This window comes from Streptomyces sp. a15 (assembly GCF_059026085.1).
Genome location: NZ_JBWLKM010000017.1, coordinates 26,535 through 46,537, shown reverse-complemented (window position 1 = coordinate 46,537; position 20,003 = coordinate 26,535). Strand labels below are relative to the sequence as shown.

The window sequence follows — 20,003 nt, the reverse complement described above, 5'->3', positions numbered from 1 at the left end:
TCATTGCCGCAACACCCGAGCCCAATCATCCGGCACCCGCCCCGCAGGACCGGGCGCCGGCTGGTCCGCGGGATGACTCACCGGAGGTGCCAGCTCCGGCCCGGCCTCGTACAGCTCGTTCGTCGCGAAGTTCCAGTACCAGCCCTCACCCGGCTCGTAGCTCTGCACCAGCGGATGCCCGGTCTCCCGGAAGTGCCCGGTGGCGTGCTGCGCGGGGGAGGAGTCGCAGCAGCCGACATGCCCGCACTGCGCGCACCGCCGCAGATGGAACCACCATCCGCCGGCCGCGTCGCACTCCACGCACCCGGCACCGCTCGGCGGAACGCCGGTGTCGACTCCCTCGATCGCCCTGTCGGTCATGCCGTCTCCTCTGGTGCTGTGTCGGTCTCCGCGGCCGTGAGGGGGAGAAGGACCTGGAAGCGGGTGTCGCCCGGCTCGGACTCGACCTGGAGCGTGCCGTGGTGCTTGTTGACGACGATCCGCCAGGAGATGTCCAGGCCGAGGCCGGTGCCCTGGCCCACCGGCTTGGTGGTGAAGAACGGGTCGAAGATACGGCCCCGGATCTCCTTCGGCACCCCGGGCCCGGTGTCGCGGAACTCCACGAGCAGCCGGTCGTGGTCGAGCGCCGTCCGCACGGTCAAGGTGCCGTCCCCCCCGGTGCTGTTGATGGCCTGGACCGCGTTGTCGATCAGGTTGGTCCACACCTGGTTGAGTTCCGCCGGGTAAGCCGGGATCCTCGGGACCGCACGGTCGTACTCCTTGACGACCTTGATCCGCGGGCCGATCTTGCCCGACAGCATCAGCAGGGTGCTGTCGAGGAGTTCGTGGACGTCGGCGACCTGGTACGGGGCCCGGTCCAGCTGGGAGTACTGCTTGGCGGCGTCGACCAGATGGGAGATCCGGGTGGTGGAGTCCGCGATCTCGTCCATCAACAGCTCGGTCTCGACCGTGTAGTTGAGCCACCCGATCGCGCTGGGCAGGAGCTCCCCGTCCACGGCCGCGGCGACCTGGTCCAGCCAGTCGATGTCGAGCCCGGCCTGTACGAAGGTGGGGGCGAGCCGCCAGCCCTCGGCGATGTCGTGGTCGTCGAGCCAGTCGGTGAGCACGTCCTCGCGGTCCGAGGCTTCCAGGGGGCTCAACGCGGGTGCCTTGGCGACGAGTTCGGCGGTGCGTTCCTGGATGTCGATGAGGTTCGCCAGGGTCTCCGGCGAGAACGAGCCCGAAGAGATCACCCGCAGCTTGTGCCGCATCTTGCCCACGCGCTCCCGCAGGGTCGCGGTGGCCCGTACGGCCGCCGCGGCGGGGTTGTTGAGCTCATGGGTGAGTCCCGCGGACAACGACCCCAGGGCCAGCAGGCGTTCGCGCTGCCCGATGGCCCGCTGCATGCTCTTCGCACCGAAGAACAGTCCCTCCAGCAGATGCACCGCCATGGGGAACCATTCCCTCATGATGCTCGCGAACGTGTCCGCGGGCAGCACGAAGAACCGCGTCGGCTCGGTGACGCGCATGGAGTTGTTGTACATCTGCGGCACCCGGTCACCCAGATACGCCTGCATGGACCCCGCGTACACCCCGCGCTGCGAGGTCCGGTTGACCTCCACGTCGTCGCCGCCGACCCGGCGGGAGAGTACGACCGTGCCCTCGATCAGGACGTAGAAGCAGGTGGCGTGCTCGCCCTCGGTGTAGACGGGACCGGGCTCGAACTTCTCGATCCGCCCCTCGCTGCACAGGCGCCCCACCTGCTCGGGAGACAGCTTCTCGAACAGGAACAGCGCCCCGATCTCCTGCGGGCTGCACGGCATGAGCTGCCCGCTCACGACTGCTCCAGATACCGGTGGACGAGCATCACGGCCATGGCTCCCTCTCCGACGGCGGACGCGACCCGCTTCGCCGACTCGGCACGGGCGTCACCCGCGACGAACACGCCGGGAATGCTGGTCTCCAGATGGTACGGCGGCCGGTCCAGCTCCCAGTCCGCCGGCGGCCGCCCGTCGGGGGTGAGGTCGGGCCCGGCCAGGATGAACCCGCTCCTGTCCCGCAGCACCGTGCCGTCCAGCCAGTCGGTCAGCGGGGCCGCGCCGATGAACACGAACAGCCACTGCGCGTCGACGAGTTCGGTCGCCCCGGTCCCGACGTCGCGCAGCGTGAGCTGCTCCAGACGGTCGGAGCCGTGCGCGGCCTCGACGACCGTTCCGAAGCGCACCGAGATGTTCGGCGACTCCTCGATCTGCTGGATCAGGTAGTAGGACATCGACGCCGTCAACGACTCCCCGCGCACCAGCAGGGTCACCGACTTGGCGCCCCTGGCCAGGTACATCGCCGCCTGCCCCGCGGAGTTGGCGCCGCCGACGATGTACACGTCGTGACCCTGGCAGGAGGCCGCCTCGGTCAGCGCCGAGCCGTAGAAGACCCCGCAGCCCGTCAGGTCGCTCACGCCGGGCGCCTGGAGCTGCCGGTACGACACGCCGGTCGCCAGGATCACGCTGTGCGCGGCGATGGCCGAGCCGTCCGAGAACCGTACGACCCGCGCGGAGCCGTTGATCTCCAGTCCCGTCACCTCACGCGCGGTGAGGATCTCGGCGCCGAACTTCGCCGCCTGCCGCCGCGCCCGGTCGGTGAGCTGCCCGCCCGAGACGCCGTCCGGGAAGCCCAGATAGTTCTCGATACGGGAGCTCTGTCCGGCCTGCCCGCCGGTCGCCGACCGTTCCACGAGTACGGTCCGCAGCCCCTCGGAGGCTCCGTACACGGCCGAGCCGAGCCCGGCCGGGCCGCCGCCGATGACGACGAGGTCGTAGAAGTCCGCCGCGGGCGTCGTGGCCAGCCCCACGTGCGCGGCCAGCTCGGGCGCCTCCGGCTCGACCAGGGGCATGCCGTCCGGGGTGATCACCAGCGGCAGCCGCTGTCCGTCCTGCCCGGCCGCCGCCAGCAGGCGCTGCCCCTCGGGCTCGTCCGCCGAGTACCAGCGGTACGGCACCTGGTTGCGGGCCAGGAACTCGCGTACGTCCGACGACCGCGCCGACCAGCGGTGTCCGACCACCTTGGTGGCGGGAACCGGCCGGTAGTCGCTGGACCGCCACGCCTCCAGGAGGTCGTCCAGGACGGGGTACAGCTTCTCCTCGGGCGGGTCCCACGGCTTGAGGAGGTAGTGGTCGAGGTCGACGACGTTGATCGCGTCGATCGCCGCGTCGGTGTCCGCGTACGCGGTCAGCAGCACCCGCCGCGCGCCCGGATACACGTCCAGGGCCTGTTCGAGGAACTCGATGCCGTTCATCTGCGGCATCCGGTAGTCGGCCAGGATCACGGCCACCAGGTCACCGCGCAGCTTCAGCTCGCGCAGGGCCTCCAGCGCGGACTCGCCGGACTCCGCGCGCACGATCCGGTACGACTCGCCGTAGCGGCGCCGCAGGTCCCGGGCGACGGCCCGGGAGACTCCCGGGTCGTCGTCCACGGTCAAGATGACGGTCCGCGTCGCGTCCGCGGCCTGTGCCATACGTCTCCCACCCCGAAGTTCCGGACTCACGGCACGGCAAAGCCGTGATCGTGCAGCCACCGGCCGGTTCCCGCCCATCGTATGTTCGATCGCCCTGCTTCGCTCACCTGTGCCAGAGCCTGCCGGGAGGTCAGCCCCTGCGCGGCCCGAGCACGCAGAACTCGTTGCCCTCGGGATCCTTGAGGGTCACCCACGGCTGCTCGCCCTGGCCGACGTCCGCGTGCCGCGCGCCGAGGGCGAGGAGACGAGCCACCTCGGCCTCCTGGTCGTCCGGCCGGAAGTCGAGATGGAGGCGGTTCTTGACCGTCTTGCCCTCCGGCACCGGCGCGAAGAGCAGCCCGGGAAGGCGGTCCTTCTCCGGCCGGATCTCGAACTCGTCGGGAAAGTCGCCCACGACCACCCACCCGAGCGCCTCGGCCCACCAGCGGCCCAGCGCGACCGGGTCGGCCGAGTCCACGACCACCTGTTCCCACTCCAAGGTCATGTCGTGAGCGTAGTAGTGAAGACTGGGTACCGGTCACGAATCACGACGCAGGGAGGCCGGCAGCATGACGCGCCCGATCACGGCAGGTGTCGACGGAACCGAGGAGAGCCTGGCCGCGCTGGCCTGGGCGGCCCGGGAGGCGGTCCGCCGGAAGCTGGCGTTGCGAGTGGTGCACGCCTGGCGGTACCAGCGGCACGAGGCGATCGAGGCGGCGGACCCCGACGTCCAGGTCGGCTGGGCCCGGGAGGCGGTCGGCGAGGCCGCCCGCACTGTCACCGAGCGGCACCCGGACCTCGAGGTGTCCACGGACGTGGTGGAGGGCGCCGACGTGGAGGCGCTGGTCGCCGCGGCGGCCGAGGCCGAGATGCTGGTCCTCGGATCGCGCGGCCACGGCCGGGTCGTCGGCTTCCTGCTCGGCTCGGTCGGCCAGCAGGTGATCGTCGAGGCGCCGCGGCCGGTCGTCCTGGTGCGCGCGGGCGACGACCCCGCCGGCGAGGCCGCGGGGCGCGAGATCGTCGTGGGCCAGCAGGGCGACCCGCTGGACAGCGCCGAGGCGCTGCGGTTCGCGTTCGAGACGGCCGCGGCGCGCGGAGCGAGCGTGCGCGCGGTACGGGCCTGGACCCTGCCGCCGGTCTTCGCCTACAGCCCCGGTTCCCTCAAGCTGCTCGACGAGGCCGGGGGCTTGGAGCCGTACGAGAAGAAGGCGCTCGCGGCGGCGCTGGAACCCTGGCGGGGCCGCTTCCCCGAGGTGCCGGTCGTCGAGCACGTGGAGATGGGCAGCGCCGGGCAGGTGCTGCTGTCGGTGGCCCGAGGGGCTCAGCTGATGGTCGTCGGGCGCCGCGCCCACCGTACGGCCGTCGGCGCCCGCATCGGCTCGGTCGCCCATGGCGTCCTGCACCACGCGGGCTGCCCGGTGGCCGTGGTGCCGCCCGCCTGAGTCGGTCGGTGGACGTCAGTCGGCCGAGGGCGTGGGCTGGAGCGTCTCGCGCGCCTTGGGGAGGATGTTGTTGATGTAGTCCTCGACGGCCGTGTCCAGTCCTATGTCGTGCTGGGCCCGCTCGGACAGGTACCAGCGGTGTTCCAGCAGCTCGTGGTAGATCTCGGCCGCGTCCATGGAGCCGCGCATCTCGAGGGGCACGGCCCGCACGGTGGGGCGGAAGACGTCCCGCACCCAGCGGTGGGCGAGGACTTCGGGGCGGGCCGCGAGGGGGTCGCCCGGGGCGTAGTCGTCCTGGGTGGCCATCCAGGACTCCAGGTCGCCCAGCAGCCGGCGGGCCTGGTTCTCCTCGGTGTCCAGACCGGTCAGGCGCAGCAGCTGGCGCTGGTGGTGACCCGCGTCCACGACCTTCGGCACGAAGGTGACCGTGTCGCCGTTGGAGGAGTGCTGGATCTGCATCTCGGCCACGTCGAAGCCGAGCTCGTTCAGACGGCGGATGCGGCGCTCGATGTAGTGGTACTTGCCCGCCGGATAGACGGACGTCCGGGTCAGCTCCTCCCACAGGCGCCCGTAGCGCGCGCAGATCTCCATGCCGAACTCGATCGGGTCCACGGAGGGGTGCAGCGCCCCGGACGCCTCCAGGTCGAGCAGCTCGCCGCTGATGTTCACCCGGGCCAGATCGAGGTCGTAGTCGCGCTGCCCGGTGCTGAGCTGCGCGTGCAGGTCGCCGGTCTCGGCGTCCACCAGGTACGCGGCGTAGGCGCCCGCGTCGCGGCGGAAGAGCGTGTTGGACAGGGAGCAGTCGCCCCAGGCGAACCCGGACAGGTGCAGCCGCACCAGCAGCACCGCCAGCGCGTCCATCAGCCGGTGCATGGTCGCGGGCCGCATCGTCGTCTCGAACATCGACCGGTACGGCATCGAGCCGCCCAGGTGCCGGGTGATCAGCACCGGCTCCAGCGGCGCGTCGCCGGCGTCGGTGCGTCCGGTGACCACGGCCAGCGGGTCGACCGCGGGGATGCCGAGCCGGTCCAGGTCGCGCAGTAGCTCGTACTCGCGCAGCGCCGGGCGCTCGGCGAGCTCCTTGACGGCGATCACCTCGTCGCCGGCGCGGGCGTAGCGCACGACGTGGCGGGAGATGCCGCGCGGCAGCGGCACCAGGTACTTCTCGGGCCACTCCTCCAGGGGGAGGTGCCACGGCAGTTCGAGCAGGAGCGCGGGATGCTCCGGGTTGGTCGCGCTGATCTGCAGTGCCATGGGTCGCGTGTCCTTGCTTCGCTGGTAATCGTCACCTCACCCTAAAGCGCGCGCTCCCTGGCCTGAAGTGCCGCTTCAAGGATCGGACCGCGATGCACGGGCCCGTGGCCGGGCAGCAGCAGGTCGCCCTTCAGCTCTTCGAACGCCTCCAGCGAGGCCACGGCACGCGCCCGCTCGTGGTGGAACATGTCGGGCAGCAGCTGCGGCCCCTTGACCCGCGAGGTCGGGTGCCCGCTCACCAGGGCGTCGCCCGAGATCACCACGCCGACGTCCGGGAGGTGGTAGGCGGTGTGCCCGTCGGTGTGGCCGGGCGTGTGCACCGGGACGGGCCGGCCGGGCAGGTTGAGCGGACCGGCCGTCGGGAACGGCTGGGGCGAGGCGACCGGGACGTGCGCGGTGCCGCCCGAGCGGATCGCGTGCACGGCCCAGGGCAGGACACCGGGCCGCCAGCCGTTCCTCAGGACCGTCCCGACGTTCACCTGGTGCAGGAACTCCCGCCGGGCGTGCGGTACTTCGGCCTCGTGCAGGTACACGGGCATGCCGTACGCGGCACGCAGGTACTCGGCGGAGCCCAGGTGGTCGTTGTGGGCGTGTGTGATCAGCACGGCCGTGACCGCCTCCGGCGAACCGCCCACCTCCGTGAGGGAGGTGAGGAGCTGCTCCCGGTCGCCGGGGTAGCCGGTGTCGACCAGCGTGACGGCGTCACCGTCCGTGAGGATCACCCAGTTCGTGTTGCTGCCGTGCACCAGATAGGTGCCGTCGGCGACTTGCCGCACATCCGAGCGCATGATCGTCCCCGTGTGGTGAGGTCCCTGACCGACGGACCCAGCAAAGCAGATCAGGAGGCAGGCGGAGTCGGCGGGTCCGTTCGCAGGCCGAACAGGAAACGGGTGACGCGGGTACGGCGTACGAGGCACTCGTACACGATGAGGATCACCGTCAGGGAAGAGGCCACGATCACCGCGTACTTCACCACGATCGGCGCGGACCAGCCCACGACTCCGTACGCGAACGCGACCACCACGGGTTGGTGCAGCACGTACAACGGCAGGGCGGCGACGGCGAGATACGGCAGCACCCGCGAAGGCGGCCCGGCCTCGCGCGGCTTGCGCCGGCGCGGCCGGTCCAGCAGCCCCAGGATCGCCACCACCCAGCACCAGCCCGCCGCCCCGAACAGCGCCCGGGTGGACAGCGCGACCGTGTTCCGCGCGGTGAACGGATCGTCCTCGGAGAGGAATCCGGGCGCGGCCCCCAGGAACAGGACGATCCCGAGGACCCCGACCGGAACGGCGAGCCGGCGCATGGCCGCGCGGATCCGCTCGTCGTCGGCCAGGGCGTACCCGAAGAGGAAGAACAGCAGGTAGGCCCAGCGGTTCCAGCCCGCGAAGCCCTCCTCCATGTCGAGCAGCGAGTTGATCAGGGCGAGCGGCAGCGCGGCCAGCAGGAGCAGCACCGGCCGTCGCTCCACCGCGTCCCCTGAGCGCCGGGCGGCGGCCTCCAGGGGCCCCGCGACGGGTGCGAGGAGGAGGCTGAAGGCCAGCAGGAGGACGACGAACCACAGGTGGCCGGTCTCGAAGTGGTCGCCTTCGAGGACGAACGGGAAGTCGCCGGGGTCCGGGTGGACGGTGAGGAAGCGCGGCCAGAACTCCCAGTAGGACTCGTGGTAGCGGGGGTCGGCGGCGCGCAGCCGCAGCCACTGGGGCAGGGGGCACAGGACGAGCGTGGCGAAGACCAGGGGAACACCGAGGCGCAGCAGTCGTTCGCGGGCGAAGCCGCCCGGTCCGCGCCGGCGCAGCGAGTGGCGGGCGCCGAGACCGGCGACGAGGAACAGCAGGGGCATCGCCCACACCACCGCGAGCCCGGCGGCGACGGTGACGACGTCGGTCGTCTCCCGGTTCTTGACGTAGAAGTCGTCGTCCGGGGAGAAGACCAGCGCGGCGTGGAAGAAGACCAGGCCGAGGACGACGAGCGCACGGAGCAGGTCGAGTTCGACGCGCCGACGGGCGGCCGGCGACTGCCCGGTGCCCGCACTCATCCCGGCCTCCCTCCCCAGATGTGCGCCAGTGTGGGGGAGAGGGGGCGGGGACGACAGCGTTCCGCCGGAACGGGACTGCCTCCGGCACCGTCCGCCGGAGGCAGCCCCCGCGTGCTGCCGAAGCGGCCGCCTCTCCGCCTCGGTGCACGCCGTCCCCAGGCCCTACTGCACGCCCTGCGGCCGGAACTGGATGCTGATGCGCGGCCCCGAGGCGCGCGTGGTCTTCGGTATGGAGTGCTCCCAGGTCCGCTGGCAGGATCCGCCCATCACGATCAGGTCGCCGTGCCCCAGCGGCCGTCGGACCGTGTCCCCGCCGCGCGTCGGCCGCAGCAGCAGGTCCCGGGGCGCGCCCACCGAGAGGATCGCGACCATGGTGTCCTCGCGGGCCCCGCGCCCGATCCGGTCGCCGTGCCAGGCCACGCTGTCCCGGCCGTCGCGGTAGTAGCACAGTCCGGCCGTGGTGAAGGGCTCGCCCAGCTCCTCGGCGTAGTGCGCGGACAGCGCCTCGCGCGCCTGCGCGAGCAGCGGGTGCGGCAGCGCGTCGTCCGCCCCGTAGAACGCCAGCAGTCGGGGTACGTCGACGACCTGGTCGTACATCTTCCGGCGCTCCGCACACCAGGGCACCTCGGCGGCCAGCTGCTCGAACAGGTCGTCCGAGCCGCTCAGCCAACCGGGCAGCACGTCGATCCAGGCGCCGAGACCGAGCCCGGTGCGGCGGATCCCGTCGAGGGAGCCGAGGCGGAGCTCGTCGGTCTGGTCGAAGAGGGAGCCCTGGAGGTGCCTGGTCATGGATCCAGCGTACTCCTTAATCGAAAATCTGTTCCCATGTAATTTCGGGCATCCGCGGGATGTCTGTCCGGCCTTTCGATACATCGCTGTATCGGATACATTCCCGTATCGAATGGAGGTCCGGACATGGCGGTGGAGCAGACGACCCGGCGCGTCACCAAGCGCCGTGTCCGCACCCGGGCCAAGCTGCTGGACGCCGCCTTCGCGGTGTTCGCCGCCAAGGGCTTCGGGCGGGTCTCCATCGAGGAGGTCTGCGAGGCCGCCGGCTACAGCCGGGGTGCCTTCTACTCGAACTTCGACAGCCTGGACGAGCTGTTCTTCGCCCTGTACCGGCAGCGGGCCGACCTGATCGCCGAGCAGGTGGCCGAGGCCCTGTCTCTCGACGGCCCCGAACTCGACGTACCGGCGTCCGTGGAGCGGGTCACCGAGGTGCTCCTGCTCGACGTGGACTGGCTGCTGGTGAAGACGGACTTCCTGGTGCACGCGGCCCGGGACCCGGCCGTCGCGCACACCCTGCTGGAGCACCGCCGACGGCTGCGGCGGGCCGTCGAGGACCGGCTCCGCCGGGCCACGGGACGCACCGCACTGCCCGCCGTGCTCGGCGGCGTCGACGGCGCCGCCCGCGCGGTCGTCGCCGCGTACGACGGAGTCACCACCCAACTGCTGCTGGACAAGGACGTCGAGCACGCCCGCGTCTGGCTGGGACAGTTGCTCACCGCCCTGCTGACCGACGGCAGCGGCACACCCGAATGAAACCCAGTGAGACCCCAGTGAGACCCCAATGAGACCCCAATGAGAAGGGCAACGGTCGCCATGGATGCGGACGTCATCGTCGTCGGAGCCGGACTCGCGGGCCTGGTCGCGGCACACGAACTCACCAGCCGGGGCCGCAGGGTCGCGCTGGTCGACCAGGAGAACGCCGCCAACCTCGGCGGACAGGCGTTCTGGTCCTTCGGCGGGCTGTTCATCGTCGACTCCCCGGAACAGCGGCGCCTCGGCATCAAGGACTCCTTCGACCTCGCCTGGAACGACTGGCAGGGCAGCGCCCAGTTCGACCGGGTCGACGACGAGGACTCCTGGGCGGTGCGCTGGGCGCGCGCCTACGTCGAGTTCGCGGCGGGCGAGAAGCGGTCCTGGCTGGAGGGGCACGGCATCAAGTTCCTGCCGACCGTCGGCTGGGCCGAGCGCGGCGATCTGACGGCCCACGGGCACGGCAACTCCGTACCCCGCTTCCACATCGCGTGGGGCACCGGCACCGGGGTCGTGGAGCCGTTCGTCGAGTACGCCAAGCAGGCGGCGCGCGACGGGCTGCTCACCTTCTACCACCGCCACCAGGTCGACGAACTGGTCGTCGAGGAGGGCACCGCGCGCGGAGTGCGCGGCACCGTGCTGGCCGAGGACCGCTCGCCCCGCGGTGTCGCCTCCAACCGGGACCGCGTCGGCGACTTCGAACTCACCGCCCGGGCCGTCGTCGTCACCACCGGCGGCATCGGCGCCAACCACGACATCGTGCGCCGCTACTGGCCCGAGCGGCTCGGCACCCCGCCCGCCGAGATGGTCACCGGAGTACCGGCGTACGTCGACGGGCGGATGCTCGAGATCAGCGCCGAGGCCGGGGTGCGCCTGGTCAACCGCGACCGTATGTGGCACTACACCGAGGGCCTGCAGAACTGGGACCCGATCTGGCCCGGCCACGGCATCCGCATCCTGCCGGGCCCGTCATCGATGTGGTTCGACGCCCTCGGCCGTCGGCTGCCCGAGCCGTGCCTGCCGGGCTACGACACCCTCAGCACCCTCAAGTACCTGCGCACCACCGAGGACATCGCGGGCCACGACCACTCCTGGTTCATCCTCACCCAGAAGATCATCGAGAAGGAGTTCGCGCTGTCGGGCTCCGAGCAGAACCCCGACATCACCGCCAAGGACCGGGCCGGCTTCCTCAAGGAGCGGGTGCTCGGCAAGGGGGCGCCCGGCCCCGTGGACGCGTTCCTGCGCAAGGGCGCGGACTTCGTGACCGCGCCGAACCTGGAGCAGCTCGTCGAGAAGATGAACGGACTGACCGGCAAGGCGCTGCTGGACGCGGCCGAGATCCGCCGTCAGATCGAGGCCCGCGACCTGCAGATCGCCAACTCCTACAGCAAGGACGCCCAGGTGCAGGGCATCCGCAACGCCCGCCGTTACATCGGCGACCGGCTCGGCCGCGTCGCCACCCCGCACCGCATTCTCGACCCGGCCGCCGGACCCCTCATCGGCGTCAAGCTGCACACCCTCACCCGCAAGACCCTCGGCGGCATCCAGACCGACCTCGACTCCCGCGCCCTCGGCACCGACGGCAAGCCCCTCGACGGCCTGTACGCGGCCGGCGAGGTGGCCGGCTTCGGAGGCGGCGGCGTGCACGGCTACAACGCGCTGGAGGGCACGTTCCTCGGCGGCTGCCTCTTCTCCGGGCGGGCGGCGGGGCGGGCGGCCGCCCGGCAGACCGCCTGACCGTGAGGGCCCGTCTCCTTATCCCTGGAGGAGGCGGGCCAGCACGGCGGCGTGGCTCTCTTCGGGAGACTTGGCGGCGGTCAGCAGCGTGACGGTGCCCTTGCCCGCCAACTCCCTCACATGAGCAAGGAGTTCGGCCGCCTCGGGAGCGGCCAGCTCCGCCTCGTAACGGCCGCCGAACTCCTCGTAAGACCCCTCGCCCGCGTGGTACCAGCGGCGCAGTTCGGTCGACGGCGTGAGGGCCTTGGGCCACTCGTCGACACGCGCCGCGTCCTTCGACAGGCCGCGCGGCCACAGCCGGTCGACCAGGACGCGTACGCCGTCCTCGGGCTCGGGCGGTTCATACACGCGGCGCACGCGCACACTCACGGGCGGGCCTTTCTCGAGTGGGTCAAGGTGCCGGGAGCGTACCGCCGGGTACCCGGTATGTCCGGTCTGCGCAACGCGACGGGATGGCACAGCCCCTCGAACCTGACGAGTTCCTCACAAGTGTCGGTCAGAGTCGATCCGTGATGATCGGACACAGACCTTCCGCCGCGCTGCTCGCCGCGTCCCTGCTGCTCACCGGGTGCGGCAGCGGCGCGGCGGCGATCTCGGACCACCGGCCCGAGTCCGCCCCGACGACGAGCGCACCCCCACCCTCCCCGGAGATCTCCCTGGAGGCGGCTCCCCGGCACCTGCCCGGTCTGGGGCCGAAGACCCTCGCCCAGGTGCCGTCCCGGGCCCGGCAGGCCGTCGTGGTGAGCGGCCGCGGGAAGGATTCCCCGCTGTCCACGGTCGCGCTGTACGAGCGCACCGCAGCAGGCTGGGAGGCCGCCGGCCAGAGCCGGCCCGCGCACAACGCGCTCAAGGGCTGGACCGACCATCACCGCGCCGGTGACCTGCGCTCGCCCATCGGGGTCTACACCCTCACCGACGCCGGCGGCCGGCTCAGCGACCCCGGCACCCGACTGCCGTACGACCGCGGCAGCGGGTTCACCGCGACCGGCACCGGATTCGAGGGGGAGCCGCTGGCCGGGTCCTTCGACTACGTGATCGCCATCAACTACAACCGCAAACCGGGCACTTCGCCTCTCGACTGGACGCGTCCGCTCGGCGCGGGCCGCGGCGGCGGCATCTGGCTGCACGTCGACCATGACGGCCCCACACAGGGCTGTGTCAGCATCGCCCGCACGCACATGAAGGAACTTCTGCTGGCACTCGACCCGGACCTGCACCCCGTCGTCGTCATGGGCGACGCCAAGTCCCTGGCCCGCTGAGCCCGCAGAAGTCTCCCCGACCGCTTAGGATCCGCCGCGTGTGCGCACATGTGCTGGTCGCCGAGGACGACGAGATGCAGGCCGAACTCATACGCCGCTCCCTGCTGGCGGAGGGTCACACCGCCACGGTGGTCCACGACGGCCGGTCCGCCCTCGATGCGGCCCGCAGGCTCCGGCCGGACCTCGTCGTGCTGGACCTGATGCTGCCGGTGATCGACGGCTTCGGCGTGTGCCGGGTGCTGCGCCGGGACGACGACGTGCCCGTCCTGATGCTCACCGCCCGCGCCACCGAGGACGACCTGCTGCTGGGCCTGGAACTGGGCGCCGACGACTACATGACCAAGCCCTACAGCCCGCGCGAGCTGATGGCCCGCATCCGCACGGTGCTGCGGCGCAGCGGGCGCGTCGTCGTCGACCGGCGGGAGGACCCCGTCGTACGCGCCGGGGGCATCACCGTCGATCCGGTACGGCACGAGGTGCGCTGCGACGGAGTGCCCGTGGAGTGCACGCCGGCCGAGTTCGAGATCCTCCTCGCCATGGCCACCGAGCCCGAACGGGTCTTCTCCCGGCGGCAGTTGCTCGAAGTCACCCGAGGCACCGACCGCTCCTCCACCGAACGGGCCGTCGACGTCCACATCATGAACCTGCGCCGGAAGACGGAGACGGACCCGCGCCGTCCGGTCCGGCTGCTGACCGTCTTCGGGGTCGGCTACAAGCTCAGCGGCGGCCGCGGATGAGCGGCCGGATACCGCTGCGCAAGCGCCTGCTGGTCCGGCTGCTGATCGCCTCCGGCCTCATCGCCGTGTGCTCGGTGGCGGCCACCGCCTGGCTGGCCGTCGAGACCACCACCCGAGCGCTGCGGGAGGAACAGGGCCAGGCCCTCGCCGACGACATGGACGTCCTCTCCCGGCTCAGCGGCTATGCCGCCGCCCATCCCGACTGGACGGGAGTGGAGAAGACCGTACGGGAACTGTCCGCGAAGACCGGGCGGCGTATCGCCCTCACCACCGCCGACCGCACGCCGATCGCCGACTCCGCGCCGCCCGGCACCTCGCTGCCGCGGAGCGCCGCCGCCACCGTCGACCCCCTGCGCACCGACACCTTCAGCGAACGCGGCGCCCAACTGGGCGGCACCGACCCGCGCGTGGTGGGCCCCTACCGGCTCACGGGGCCGGAACGCAGGAAGCTCGAGGCCGTGGCCCGGGAACGGCAGCGGTGTTTCGCCCGCTACGGCTTCGACACGACCGTCACCCGCACGCCGAGCGGCCGCTCGGTCCTCACCCGGGCGGACGGTGTCGCCGACCCCGGCTACGTGCCCGAGCCGTGCGCCGACGGCAAGCTCAACACCCCGGTGCCCACGGAGGAGAAGGCGCTGATCGCGCTCCAGAAGCAGGCCCGGGGCTGCCTGACCCGGGCCGGCCTGGATCCCGGCATGCCGCTGGCGCTCGGGGCCGACTTCATCGGCTTGCCTGCCAAGACGCCGACCCTTGCGCCCGCGTTCGCCAAGGCCGGGGACGACAAGGTCTGGCGCGCGGCCCAGGCATGCCTCGACGACGCCCGCCGCGCCCAGCTCGACCCGTACGTCGCCCCCGCCGCCGAACTGTTCCTGGGCGGCGGCGGGGACACCCCCGCCGTGCGCTTCGACATGTCACCCGCCAACAAGACCAAGGTGATCGGCACCGCCGGGCTCGTCCTCGCCGTCACCGTCGCCGTGACCGCCGTGGTCGCGACAAGGCTCGTACGGCCCTTGCGCGCGCTGACCGAGGCGGCCCAGCAGCCACCGGACCGGCATGTCCGGGTGCCCGTCACGACCCGCGACGAGACCGGCATCCTCGCCGCGGCCTTCAACGAACTGACCGAGCGCCGTGAACGCCTGGAGGCCCAGCGCAGGGCGATGGTCAGCGACATCGCCCATGAACTGCGCAGCCCTCTCACCAACATCCGCGGCTGGCTGGAGGTCACCCGCGACGGCGTCGTCGACCCCGATCCCGCTCTGCTCGCCTCACTGCACGACGAGGCCCTCGTGCTGCAGCGCGTCATCGACGACCTGCGCGACCTCGCGGACGCCGACGCCGGCACCCTGCGCCTGCACCCGGAGCCCGTGCGCTGCGACGAACTCCTCGACCAGGTGGCCGCGGCCCACCGCGTCGCGGCCGACGCCGCCGACGTGAGCCTGCGCACCGCGGTCGACGGCACGCCGTGGCTGAACGCCGACCCGGTGCGGATGCGGCAGGCGCTGGGCAACCTGGTGTCCAACGCGCTGCGCCACACGCCCGCGGGCGGCACCGTCACACTGGCCGCGCGCGGCGACGGCGACCGGGTCCTGCTGGAGGTCGCCGACACCGGCAGCGGCATGGCGCCAGACGATCTCGCGCACGTCTTCGACCGGTTCTGGCGCGCGGAGAAGTCCCGCAGCCGCCGCACCGGCGGCAGCGGTCTCGGCCTGCCGATCGTCCGTCACCTCGTGGCCGCGCACGGCGGAACCGCCGAGGTCACGAGCGAACCCGGCAAAGGCAGCGTCTTCACGCTGCGGCTGCCCGGGACGGCGGGGCAGGACGAACCGCCGGGGGAGCCGACCGCCTCCGTGGTCCCGGCGCGGTAGCGATCGGTCCGATTCCGCTCCCGCCGAGCGGGGTACTCCGTCACCGCGACGGCAAAGAGGGAGGTCAGGACAATGAGCACAGCGGACGACCTGCCAGTGGTACGGACGCTCGCCGATCTCGCCGACATGGTCGAGCGGCACCACGGTCTCTACGTCCGCTGGTCCCGGGGCCCCGAAGCCGATCTAGCCGACGCCTCCAGCACCGACGACCTGACGGGCGTCCGCATGTCGGGGCTGTCGGCGAACCCGCTCGACGTCGAGGACTGGTGGGACGACCGGCCCGTGGAGGTGTGGGTCGCCCGCCGCCTGTACGACTACTCCCATCTGCCGCACGAGAAGGGCCCCGGGGTGTACCCCTGGGTCCTCAGGGGCCGGGAGACGAGCCGAGGGCCCGACAACGAGCCGCTGGTCGCGGACGTCCGGCCGATGTGCCGGCTCGACGCCCGCACGATCGACGAGGCACGCGACACGGTGGACCGCCAGGACAACTCCTGGGGTCCACTGCGCCGCCCCGGCCGCTGACGCGGCCCTGTGCTCACCCGTCTCGTGTTCACCCGTCCCGTGTTCGCCCGTCCCGTGTCACCCGGAGTTCCGCCGGGAGCCCGCACGCCTCCTCAGCGCACGGCGTTCGTTCTCGCTCGTACCGCCCCAGACGCCGAGGGTCTGCCCGGAGTCCAGCGCCCACCGCAGGCACTGCTCCTGCACAGAGCAGCGCCGGCAGACGGCCTTCGCCTGCTCCTGCTGCACCAGCGCCGGGCCGGTGTTGCCGATCGGGAAGAAGAGATCGGGGTCCTCGTGGCGGCACGCGGCGTGTTCTCGCCAGTTGTCCATGAAATGTCACCTGCGATCGAAAGTCGTGTGCCCTCGGGGATGCCTTACTCGTTTCCGGGTCACCTGTCGATGCGTGGGTGAAACAACCGAGTCCTGTGAGACACGGAAAGGACGCGGTCGGGGAGCGGTTATTGCTCGCGCACGCCCCAGGGCGAGCCGTAGTCGGTCAGCAGATCCAGGAAGGGGCGGGCCGGGAACGCGTCGGGGCCGAGGACGCCCGCACCGGACCAGGCGCCGTCGGCGAGGAGTTCGAGGGCGACGACGGGGTTGACGGCGGTCTGCCACACCACCGCCTGGCAGCCGTACTCCGCCATGGACCACTGGTTGTCGACCACGTGGTACAGGTACACCTCGCGCGGTGCCCCGTCCTTGACGCCCCGCACCCAGGTGCCCGCGCAGGTCTTGCCGTGCATCCGCTCGCCCAGCGTCGCCGGGTCCGGCAGACACGCGGCGACGACGTCCCGCGGCGAGACGGCGACCGGCCCGGCGGCGCTGGGCACGGTCACCGGGTCGGTACGGTCCAGGCCCAGCAGGTGCAGGGTCCTGAGGGTCTCGATGAACTCCCGGCCCAGGCCGTACTTGAAGGTGACGCGGCGCGCGCCGATCCAGCGCGGCACGAGCAGCACCTCCTCGTGCTCCACGTTCACGCACTCCACCGGCCCGATGCCCTCGGGGAAGTCGAACACCTCGGGCTCGCTGAAGGGTTCCGTGGTGAACCACCCCCGGTCGGCCTCATAGACGACCGGGGGGTTGAGGCATTCCTCGATGGTGGTCCAGATGCTGAAGGAGGGTGCGAAGTCGTAGCCGTCGACCGTCAGGTTCGCTCCGTCGCGGATGCCGATCTCCTCGATCTCGTCGAAGAGTTCGTCGGCCGCGTACCGGGCGAAGACGTCCGACAACCCCGGCTCCACCCCCATGCCGACCAGAGCCAGCACGCCCGCCTTCTCCCACTCCTCCGCCTGCGCGAACTGCTCGTCGCCGAGCTTCACCCCGCACTCCTCGTGCGGCCGTTCGGCGTGCGGCCGGGACAGCGACATCGCCATGTCCAGGTAGGTGGCGCCGGCGGAGCATGCCGCCCGGAACAGCGGCATCACGAAGCGGGGGTCGGTGGCGTTGAGGAGGACGTCGCAGCCGTGCCGCTCCAGCAGCGCCGCCACGGCCGCCTCGTCACGGGCGTCCACGCGCTCGGCCAGGAACCGGCCGCCGCCGTCGTCGCCGAGGGCCGCGACGGCCGCCTCGGCCCGGGCCGGGTCGTGGTCGGCGACCACCATCGTGTCGAAGAACGGCCGGCGGGCCGCGATCCGGGTGATGGCGGTGCCCACACCACCGGCTCCCACGAGCAGTACACGCATGACAGAACTCCCTCGGTCGACAGTCGGTCGGGCGGGCCCGGACCAGATACAACGCCGCCTCCTCACATAAGGTCAATGGCGTTGGCATAAGGCCCGGAGGGAGACGGTCGTGCCGAAACCAGTGGTCCCCGAGGAGAAGCGGCGGCGGCGCCGGCCCACCAAGAGCGGCACCGTGCTGTCCGAGCGGCTCATCGTCGAGACCGCGCTGCGCATGCTGCGCGAACACGGCAGCGCGGGTCTCACCGCCCGCCGTCTCGGCCTCGCCCTGGACGCCGACCCGTCCACGCTCTACCGGTACTTCCGCGGCATGGACGACCTGACCCTCGCCATCGGCGACGCGCTCATCGGCCAGGCCCTGCGGGGCTGGCGGCCGACGGGGGAGTGGCGGGCGGACCTGCGCGCCGTCGGACTGCGCATCCACGCCGCGTACGTCTCCCACCCGCAGGCCGCCCTGCTGACCACGAGCCGGGTCACCGGCCGCCCGAACGAACTGGCCGCCGACGAGGCCGTCCTGGACGTCCTGCGCACCGCTGGATTCCCATTGCCGGACACCGTGCGCATCTACCACGCCTTCATCGACCAGACCCTGGCCTTCGCCGCCCTCGACGCCGCCTCGCTCGCCCTGCCGAGCGACTCGCTCCACGCCGACGAGGACATGTGGCGCTCCACATACGCCCGCCTGCCCCGCACCACCCACCCCCGCATCGCCGAGGCGGCACCGCTCCTGGCCACCCGCATGGTCACCAGCGCCTACCCGACGGCGCTGGAGATGCTGCTGGACAGTGCGCAGGCTCAGCTCCAGGCGTACGGCTAGTGCCGCGGCCCTAGCCGCGCAGCGCCTCCGCGGCGGTCGCCGCGACGGCATCGGCCACCGCGGCCAGCGCAGGCGAGTCCAGCTTCCACTGCTGCCAGTACAGCGGTACGTCGACCGGGCGGTCCGGCGCCAGGGAGAGCAGGCGGCCCTCGCGCAGCAGCCGGTCCGCCTGCACCTCGGGCACCAGGCCCCAGCCCAGCCCGGCCGTGACGGCGTCCACGAACCCCTCCGAGGTCGGCACCGAGTGCCGTACGGGACTCGCCCCGCCCCGGCCGCGCCGCAGCCGCCGGACGAAGGCGTCCTGGAGGTCGTCGCTCCGGTCGAAGGTCATCACGGGTGCCTGCGCGAGGGCCTCCCGCAGCGGTCCGCCGAGGTGCGTCTCGGCGAACGCCGGGCTCGCCGCCGCGAGGTACCGCATCCGCCCCAGGGCCCGCACGGAACAGCCCGCCACGGCATCCGGCGACGAGGTCACCGCGGCCATCACCAGGCCCTCCCGCAGCAGCGCCGCCGTACGAGTCTCGTCCTCGCGGCGCAGCTCGAAGCAGAGCGGCGGCTCCTGCGGGACGCGGGTGAGCGCTCCCAGGAACCACGTGGACAGGGAGTCCGCGTTCACCGCGACCGACACCCGGGTCGGCTCCCCCTCCCCCCGCATGCCGAGCTCGGCCCGCGCGTCCCGCTCCAGCCGGGCCAGCTGCCGGGCGAAGCGCACCACGACCTCACCGGACTCCGTCGGCCGCACCGGCTTGGTGCGCACCAGCAGCACCCGCCCCGTGCGCTGCTCGAGCGCCTTCACCCGCTGGCTCACCGCCGACGGCGTCACATGCAGGGCGGCGGCCGCCGCGTCGAAGGTGCCCTCGTCTACCACCGAGAGCAGCGTCCGGACCTGGTCCAGCGGGAGTTCGCTCATCATCACGGCAGCTAATGATACGTAAGAATCATTAGCTGTACTCCGGGTCATCGTTTCCCTAACGTCGACGTCATGACCGCCTCCCTCACCGCCGCGGCCGCCGGCTTCGGCACCGGCCTCTCGCTCATCGTCGCCATCGGCGCCCAGAACGCCTTCGTCCTGCGTCAGGGGGTCCGCCGCCACGCGGTCCTCGCCGTCGTCGGGATCTGCGCCCTGTCCGACGCCCTGCTCATCGCCCTGGGCGTCGGCGGCGTCGGCGCCGTGGTGGTGGCCTGGCCGGGCGCGCTGACCGCGGTCGGCTGGATCGGCGGCGCCTTCCTGCTCGGCTACGGAGCCCTCGCCGCCCGCCGGGTCCTCAGGCCGGGCGGCGCCCTGCACACCGAGGGGGAGGCGGAGGGGTCGGTCCGGCGGGCGGTGCTCACCTGTCTGGCGATGACCTGGCTCAACCCGCACGTCTACCTCGACACCGTGTTCCTGCTCGGCTCCGTCGCCGCCGACCGCGGCACCCAGCGCTGGACCTTCGGGCTCGGCGCGATATTCGCCAGCCTGTGCTGGTTCACCGCGCTCGGCTTCGGGGCCCGGCTGCTCGGCCGGTTCCTGGCCCGGCCGGCCGCCTGGCGAGTGCTGGACGGCCTGGTCGCCGCGACCATGATCACCATGGGTCTCATGCTCGTCGCCGGAGCCTGAGAGGTCCGAAACGCCTGACGGCGGAAGCTGAGCATGCGGATCCCGAACGCTCGGCCGGTGCTGCCATAGTGATCC

At 72.0% G+C, this 20,003-nt stretch carries 21 protein-coding genes; 9 read left to right on the top strand and 12 right to left on the bottom strand.

The window, feature by feature from the left end; translation table 11 throughout:
* The 4 genes from AC5P09_RS19530 to AC5P09_RS19515 form a co-directional block, all read right to left on the bottom strand.
* The gene (locus tag AC5P09_RS19530) at positions 1 to 360 is read right to left on the bottom strand and encodes a UBP-type zinc finger domain-containing protein (RefSeq protein ID WP_493875100.1); all 360 of its coding nucleotides are present in this window, start codon (positions 358 to 360) and stop codon (positions 1 to 3) included.
* Positions 357 to 1,817: an ATP-binding protein gene (locus AC5P09_RS19525; protein ID WP_493875099.1), complete on the bottom strand. Its 1,461-nt coding sequence runs from the start codon at positions 1,815 to 1,817 to the stop codon at positions 357 to 359. Before AC5P09_RS19525 ends, AC5P09_RS19530 begins: the two co-directional genes overlap by 4 nt.
* Entirely contained in the window at positions 1,814 to 3,490 is a 1,677-nt protein-coding gene (locus tag AC5P09_RS19520) for an NAD(P)/FAD-dependent oxidoreductase (RefSeq protein WP_493875098.1), read from the bottom strand. The genes AC5P09_RS19525 and AC5P09_RS19520 overlap by 4 nt, the downstream gene beginning before the upstream one ends.
* 130 nt (positions 3,491 to 3,620) lie before the next feature.
* Positions 3,621 to 3,974, bottom strand: a complete 354-nt coding sequence (locus tag AC5P09_RS19515; protein ID WP_493875097.1) for a VOC family protein — start codon at positions 3,972 to 3,974, stop codon at positions 3,621 to 3,623.
* Positions 3,975 to 4,038: 64 nt separating this feature from the next.
* Between AC5P09_RS19515 and AC5P09_RS19510 the strand changes: the two genes are divergently transcribed.
* Complete coding sequence (locus AC5P09_RS19510) at positions 4,039 to 4,911, top strand: universal stress protein (RefSeq protein WP_493875096.1); 873 nt, start codon at positions 4,039 to 4,041, stop codon at positions 4,909 to 4,911.
* Positions 4,912 to 4,926: 15 nt separating this feature from the next.
* Here AC5P09_RS19510 and AC5P09_RS19505 read toward each other — a convergent pair whose 3' ends face one another.
* From AC5P09_RS19505 to AC5P09_RS19490, 4 genes are all read right to left on the bottom strand, one after another.
* Positions 4,927 to 6,165 carry a DUF4032 domain-containing protein gene (locus tag AC5P09_RS19505; RefSeq protein ID WP_493875095.1) on the bottom strand — a complete coding sequence of 413 codons (1,239 nt, stop codon included), beginning with the start codon at positions 6,163 to 6,165 and terminating at the stop codon, positions 4,927 to 4,929.
* Between the two features lie 41 nt (positions 6,166 to 6,206).
* Positions 6,207 to 6,953: an MBL fold metallo-hydrolase gene (locus AC5P09_RS19500; protein WP_493875094.1), complete on the bottom strand. Its 747-nt coding sequence runs from the start codon at positions 6,951 to 6,953 to the stop codon at positions 6,207 to 6,209.
* 50 nt (positions 6,954 to 7,003) lie between these two features.
* Positions 7,004 to 8,200: an acyltransferase family protein gene (locus tag AC5P09_RS19495; protein ID WP_493875093.1), complete on the bottom strand. Its 1,197-nt coding sequence runs from the start codon at positions 8,198 to 8,200 to the stop codon at positions 7,004 to 7,006.
* 162 nt (positions 8,201 to 8,362) lie between these two features.
* Positions 8,363 to 8,989, bottom strand: a complete 627-nt coding sequence (locus tag AC5P09_RS19490; protein WP_493875092.1) for an alpha-ketoglutarate-dependent dioxygenase AlkB — start codon at positions 8,987 to 8,989, stop codon at positions 8,363 to 8,365.
* Positions 8,990 to 9,115: 126 nt separating this feature from the next.
* Between AC5P09_RS19490 and AC5P09_RS19485 the strand changes: the two genes are divergently transcribed.
* Complete coding sequence (locus AC5P09_RS19485; protein WP_493875091.1) at positions 9,116 to 9,742, top strand: TetR/AcrR family transcriptional regulator; 627 nt, start codon at positions 9,116 to 9,118, stop codon at positions 9,740 to 9,742.
* Positions 9,743 to 9,802: 60 nt separating this feature from the next.
* On the top strand, positions 9,803 to 11,476 hold the full coding sequence (locus tag AC5P09_RS19480; protein WP_493875194.1) for an FAD-binding dehydrogenase: 1,674 nt from the start codon (positions 9,803 to 9,805) through the stop codon (positions 11,474 to 11,476).
* An 18-nt stretch (positions 11,477 to 11,494) separates the two neighbouring features.
* Here the strand turns inward: AC5P09_RS19480 and AC5P09_RS19475 are convergent, their stop codons facing one another.
* Positions 11,495 to 11,845, bottom strand: coding sequence for a DUF488 domain-containing protein (locus tag AC5P09_RS19475; protein WP_493875090.1), 351 nt, complete (start codon positions 11,843 to 11,845; stop codon positions 11,495 to 11,497).
* Between the two features lie 143 nt (positions 11,846 to 11,988).
* Here AC5P09_RS19475 and AC5P09_RS19470 point away from each other — a divergent pair, with 143 nt between their 5' ends.
* The 4 genes from AC5P09_RS19470 (at position 11,989) to AC5P09_RS19455 (ending at position 15,859) form a co-directional block, all read left to right on the top strand.
* On the top strand, positions 11,989 to 12,735 hold the full coding sequence (locus AC5P09_RS19470; protein ID WP_493875193.1) for a hypothetical protein: 747 nt from the start codon (positions 11,989 to 11,991) through the stop codon (positions 12,733 to 12,735).
* A gap of 38 nt (positions 12,736 to 12,773) precedes the next feature.
* On the top strand, positions 12,774 to 13,472 hold the full coding sequence (locus AC5P09_RS19465; protein WP_493875089.1) for a response regulator: 699 nt from the start codon (positions 12,774 to 12,776) through the stop codon (positions 13,470 to 13,472).
* Complete coding sequence (locus tag AC5P09_RS19460) at positions 13,469 to 15,337, top strand: sensor histidine kinase (protein ID WP_493875088.1); 1,869 nt, start codon at positions 13,469 to 13,471, stop codon at positions 15,335 to 15,337. Before AC5P09_RS19465 ends, AC5P09_RS19460 begins: the two co-directional genes overlap by 4 nt.
* A 72-nt stretch (positions 15,338 to 15,409) precedes the next feature.
* Positions 15,410 to 15,859, top strand: a complete 450-nt coding sequence (locus AC5P09_RS19455) for a DUF6098 family protein (protein WP_493875087.1) — start codon at positions 15,410 to 15,412, stop codon at positions 15,857 to 15,859.
* A 57-nt stretch (positions 15,860 to 15,916) separates the two neighbouring features.
* Here the strand turns inward: AC5P09_RS19455 and AC5P09_RS19450 are convergent, their stop codons facing one another.
* Positions 15,917 to 16,168 carry a WhiB family transcriptional regulator gene (locus AC5P09_RS19450; protein ID WP_493875086.1) on the bottom strand — a complete coding sequence of 84 codons (252 nt, stop codon included), beginning with the start codon at positions 16,166 to 16,168 and terminating at the stop codon, positions 15,917 to 15,919.
* 128 nt (positions 16,169 to 16,296) lie between these two features.
* Positions 16,297 to 17,520 carry a saccharopine dehydrogenase family protein gene (locus AC5P09_RS19445; RefSeq protein ID WP_493875085.1) on the bottom strand — a complete coding sequence of 408 codons (1,224 nt, stop codon included), beginning with the start codon at positions 17,518 to 17,520 and terminating at the stop codon, positions 16,297 to 16,299.
* Between the two features lie 109 nt (positions 17,521 to 17,629).
* Here AC5P09_RS19445 and AC5P09_RS19440 point away from each other — a divergent pair, with 109 nt between their 5' ends.
* A complete protein-coding gene (locus AC5P09_RS19440; protein ID WP_493875084.1) occupies positions 17,630 to 18,334 on the top strand; it encodes a TetR/AcrR family transcriptional regulator in 705 nt (234 codons plus the stop codon).
* A gap of 10 nt (positions 18,335 to 18,344) precedes the next feature.
* Here AC5P09_RS19440 and AC5P09_RS19435 read toward each other — a convergent pair whose 3' ends face one another.
* Positions 18,345 to 19,244 (bottom strand): LysR family transcriptional regulator ArgP, encoded by a 900-nt coding sequence (locus AC5P09_RS19435; RefSeq protein WP_493875192.1) that lies wholly within the window; start codon positions 19,242 to 19,244, stop codon positions 18,345 to 18,347.
* Between the two features lie 69 nt (positions 19,245 to 19,313).
* Here AC5P09_RS19435 and AC5P09_RS19430 point away from each other — a divergent pair, with 69 nt between their 5' ends.
* On the top strand, positions 19,314 to 19,928 hold the full coding sequence (locus AC5P09_RS19430) for a LysE/ArgO family amino acid transporter (RefSeq protein WP_493875083.1): 615 nt from the start codon (positions 19,314 to 19,316) through the stop codon (positions 19,926 to 19,928).
* Positions 19,929 to 20,003 lie beyond the last annotated feature (75 nt).

Coding starts and splice junctions, on each gene's coding strand:
- AC5P09_RS19455 (WP_493875087.1), top strand. CDS start 15,410: ATGAGCACAGCGGACGACCTGCCAGTGGTACGGACGCTCGCCGATCTC.
- AC5P09_RS19490 (WP_493875092.1), bottom strand. CDS start 8,989: ATGACCAGGCACCTCCAGGGCTCCCTCTTCGACCAGACCGACGAGCTC.
- AC5P09_RS19495 (WP_493875093.1), bottom strand. CDS start 8,200: ATGAGTGCGGGCACCGGGCAGTCGCCGGCCGCCCGTCGGCGCGTCGAA.
- AC5P09_RS19520 (WP_493875098.1), bottom strand. CDS start 3,490: ATGGCACAGGCCGCGGACGCGACGCGGACCGTCATCTTGACCGTGGAC.
- AC5P09_RS19515 (WP_493875097.1), bottom strand. CDS start 3,974: ATGACCTTGGAGTGGGAACAGGTGGTCGTGGACTCGGCCGACCCGGTC.
- AC5P09_RS19435 (WP_493875192.1), bottom strand. CDS start 19,244: ATGATGAGCGAACTCCCGCTGGACCAGGTCCGGACGCTGCTCTCGGTG.
- AC5P09_RS19500 (WP_493875094.1), bottom strand. CDS start 6,953: ATGCGCTCGGATGTGCGGCAAGTCGCCGACGGCACCTATCTGGTGCAC.
- AC5P09_RS19485 (WP_493875091.1), top strand. CDS start 9,116: ATGGCGGTGGAGCAGACGACCCGGCGCGTCACCAAGCGCCGTGTCCGC.
- AC5P09_RS19510 (WP_493875096.1), top strand. CDS start 4,039: ATGACGCGCCCGATCACGGCAGGTGTCGACGGAACCGAGGAGAGCCTG.
- AC5P09_RS19450 (WP_493875086.1), bottom strand. CDS start 16,168: ATGGACAACTGGCGAGAACACGCCGCGTGCCGCCACGAGGACCCCGAT.
- AC5P09_RS19430 (WP_493875083.1), top strand. CDS start 19,314: ATGACCGCCTCCCTCACCGCCGCGGCCGCCGGCTTCGGCACCGGCCTC.
- AC5P09_RS19445 (WP_493875085.1), bottom strand. CDS start 17,520: ATGCGTGTACTGCTCGTGGGAGCCGGTGGTGTGGGCACCGCCATCACC.
- AC5P09_RS19480 (WP_493875194.1), top strand. CDS start 9,803: ATGGATGCGGACGTCATCGTCGTCGGAGCCGGACTCGCGGGCCTGGTC.
- AC5P09_RS19505 (WP_493875095.1), bottom strand. CDS start 6,165: ATGGCACTGCAGATCAGCGCGACCAACCCGGAGCATCCCGCGCTCCTG.
- AC5P09_RS19470 (WP_493875193.1), top strand. CDS start 11,989: ATGATCGGACACAGACCTTCCGCCGCGCTGCTCGCCGCGTCCCTGCTG.
- AC5P09_RS19460 (WP_493875088.1), top strand. CDS start 13,469: ATGAGCGGCCGGATACCGCTGCGCAAGCGCCTGCTGGTCCGGCTGCTG.
- AC5P09_RS19530 (WP_493875100.1), bottom strand. CDS start 360: ATGACCGACAGGGCGATCGAGGGAGTCGACACCGGCGTTCCGCCGAGC.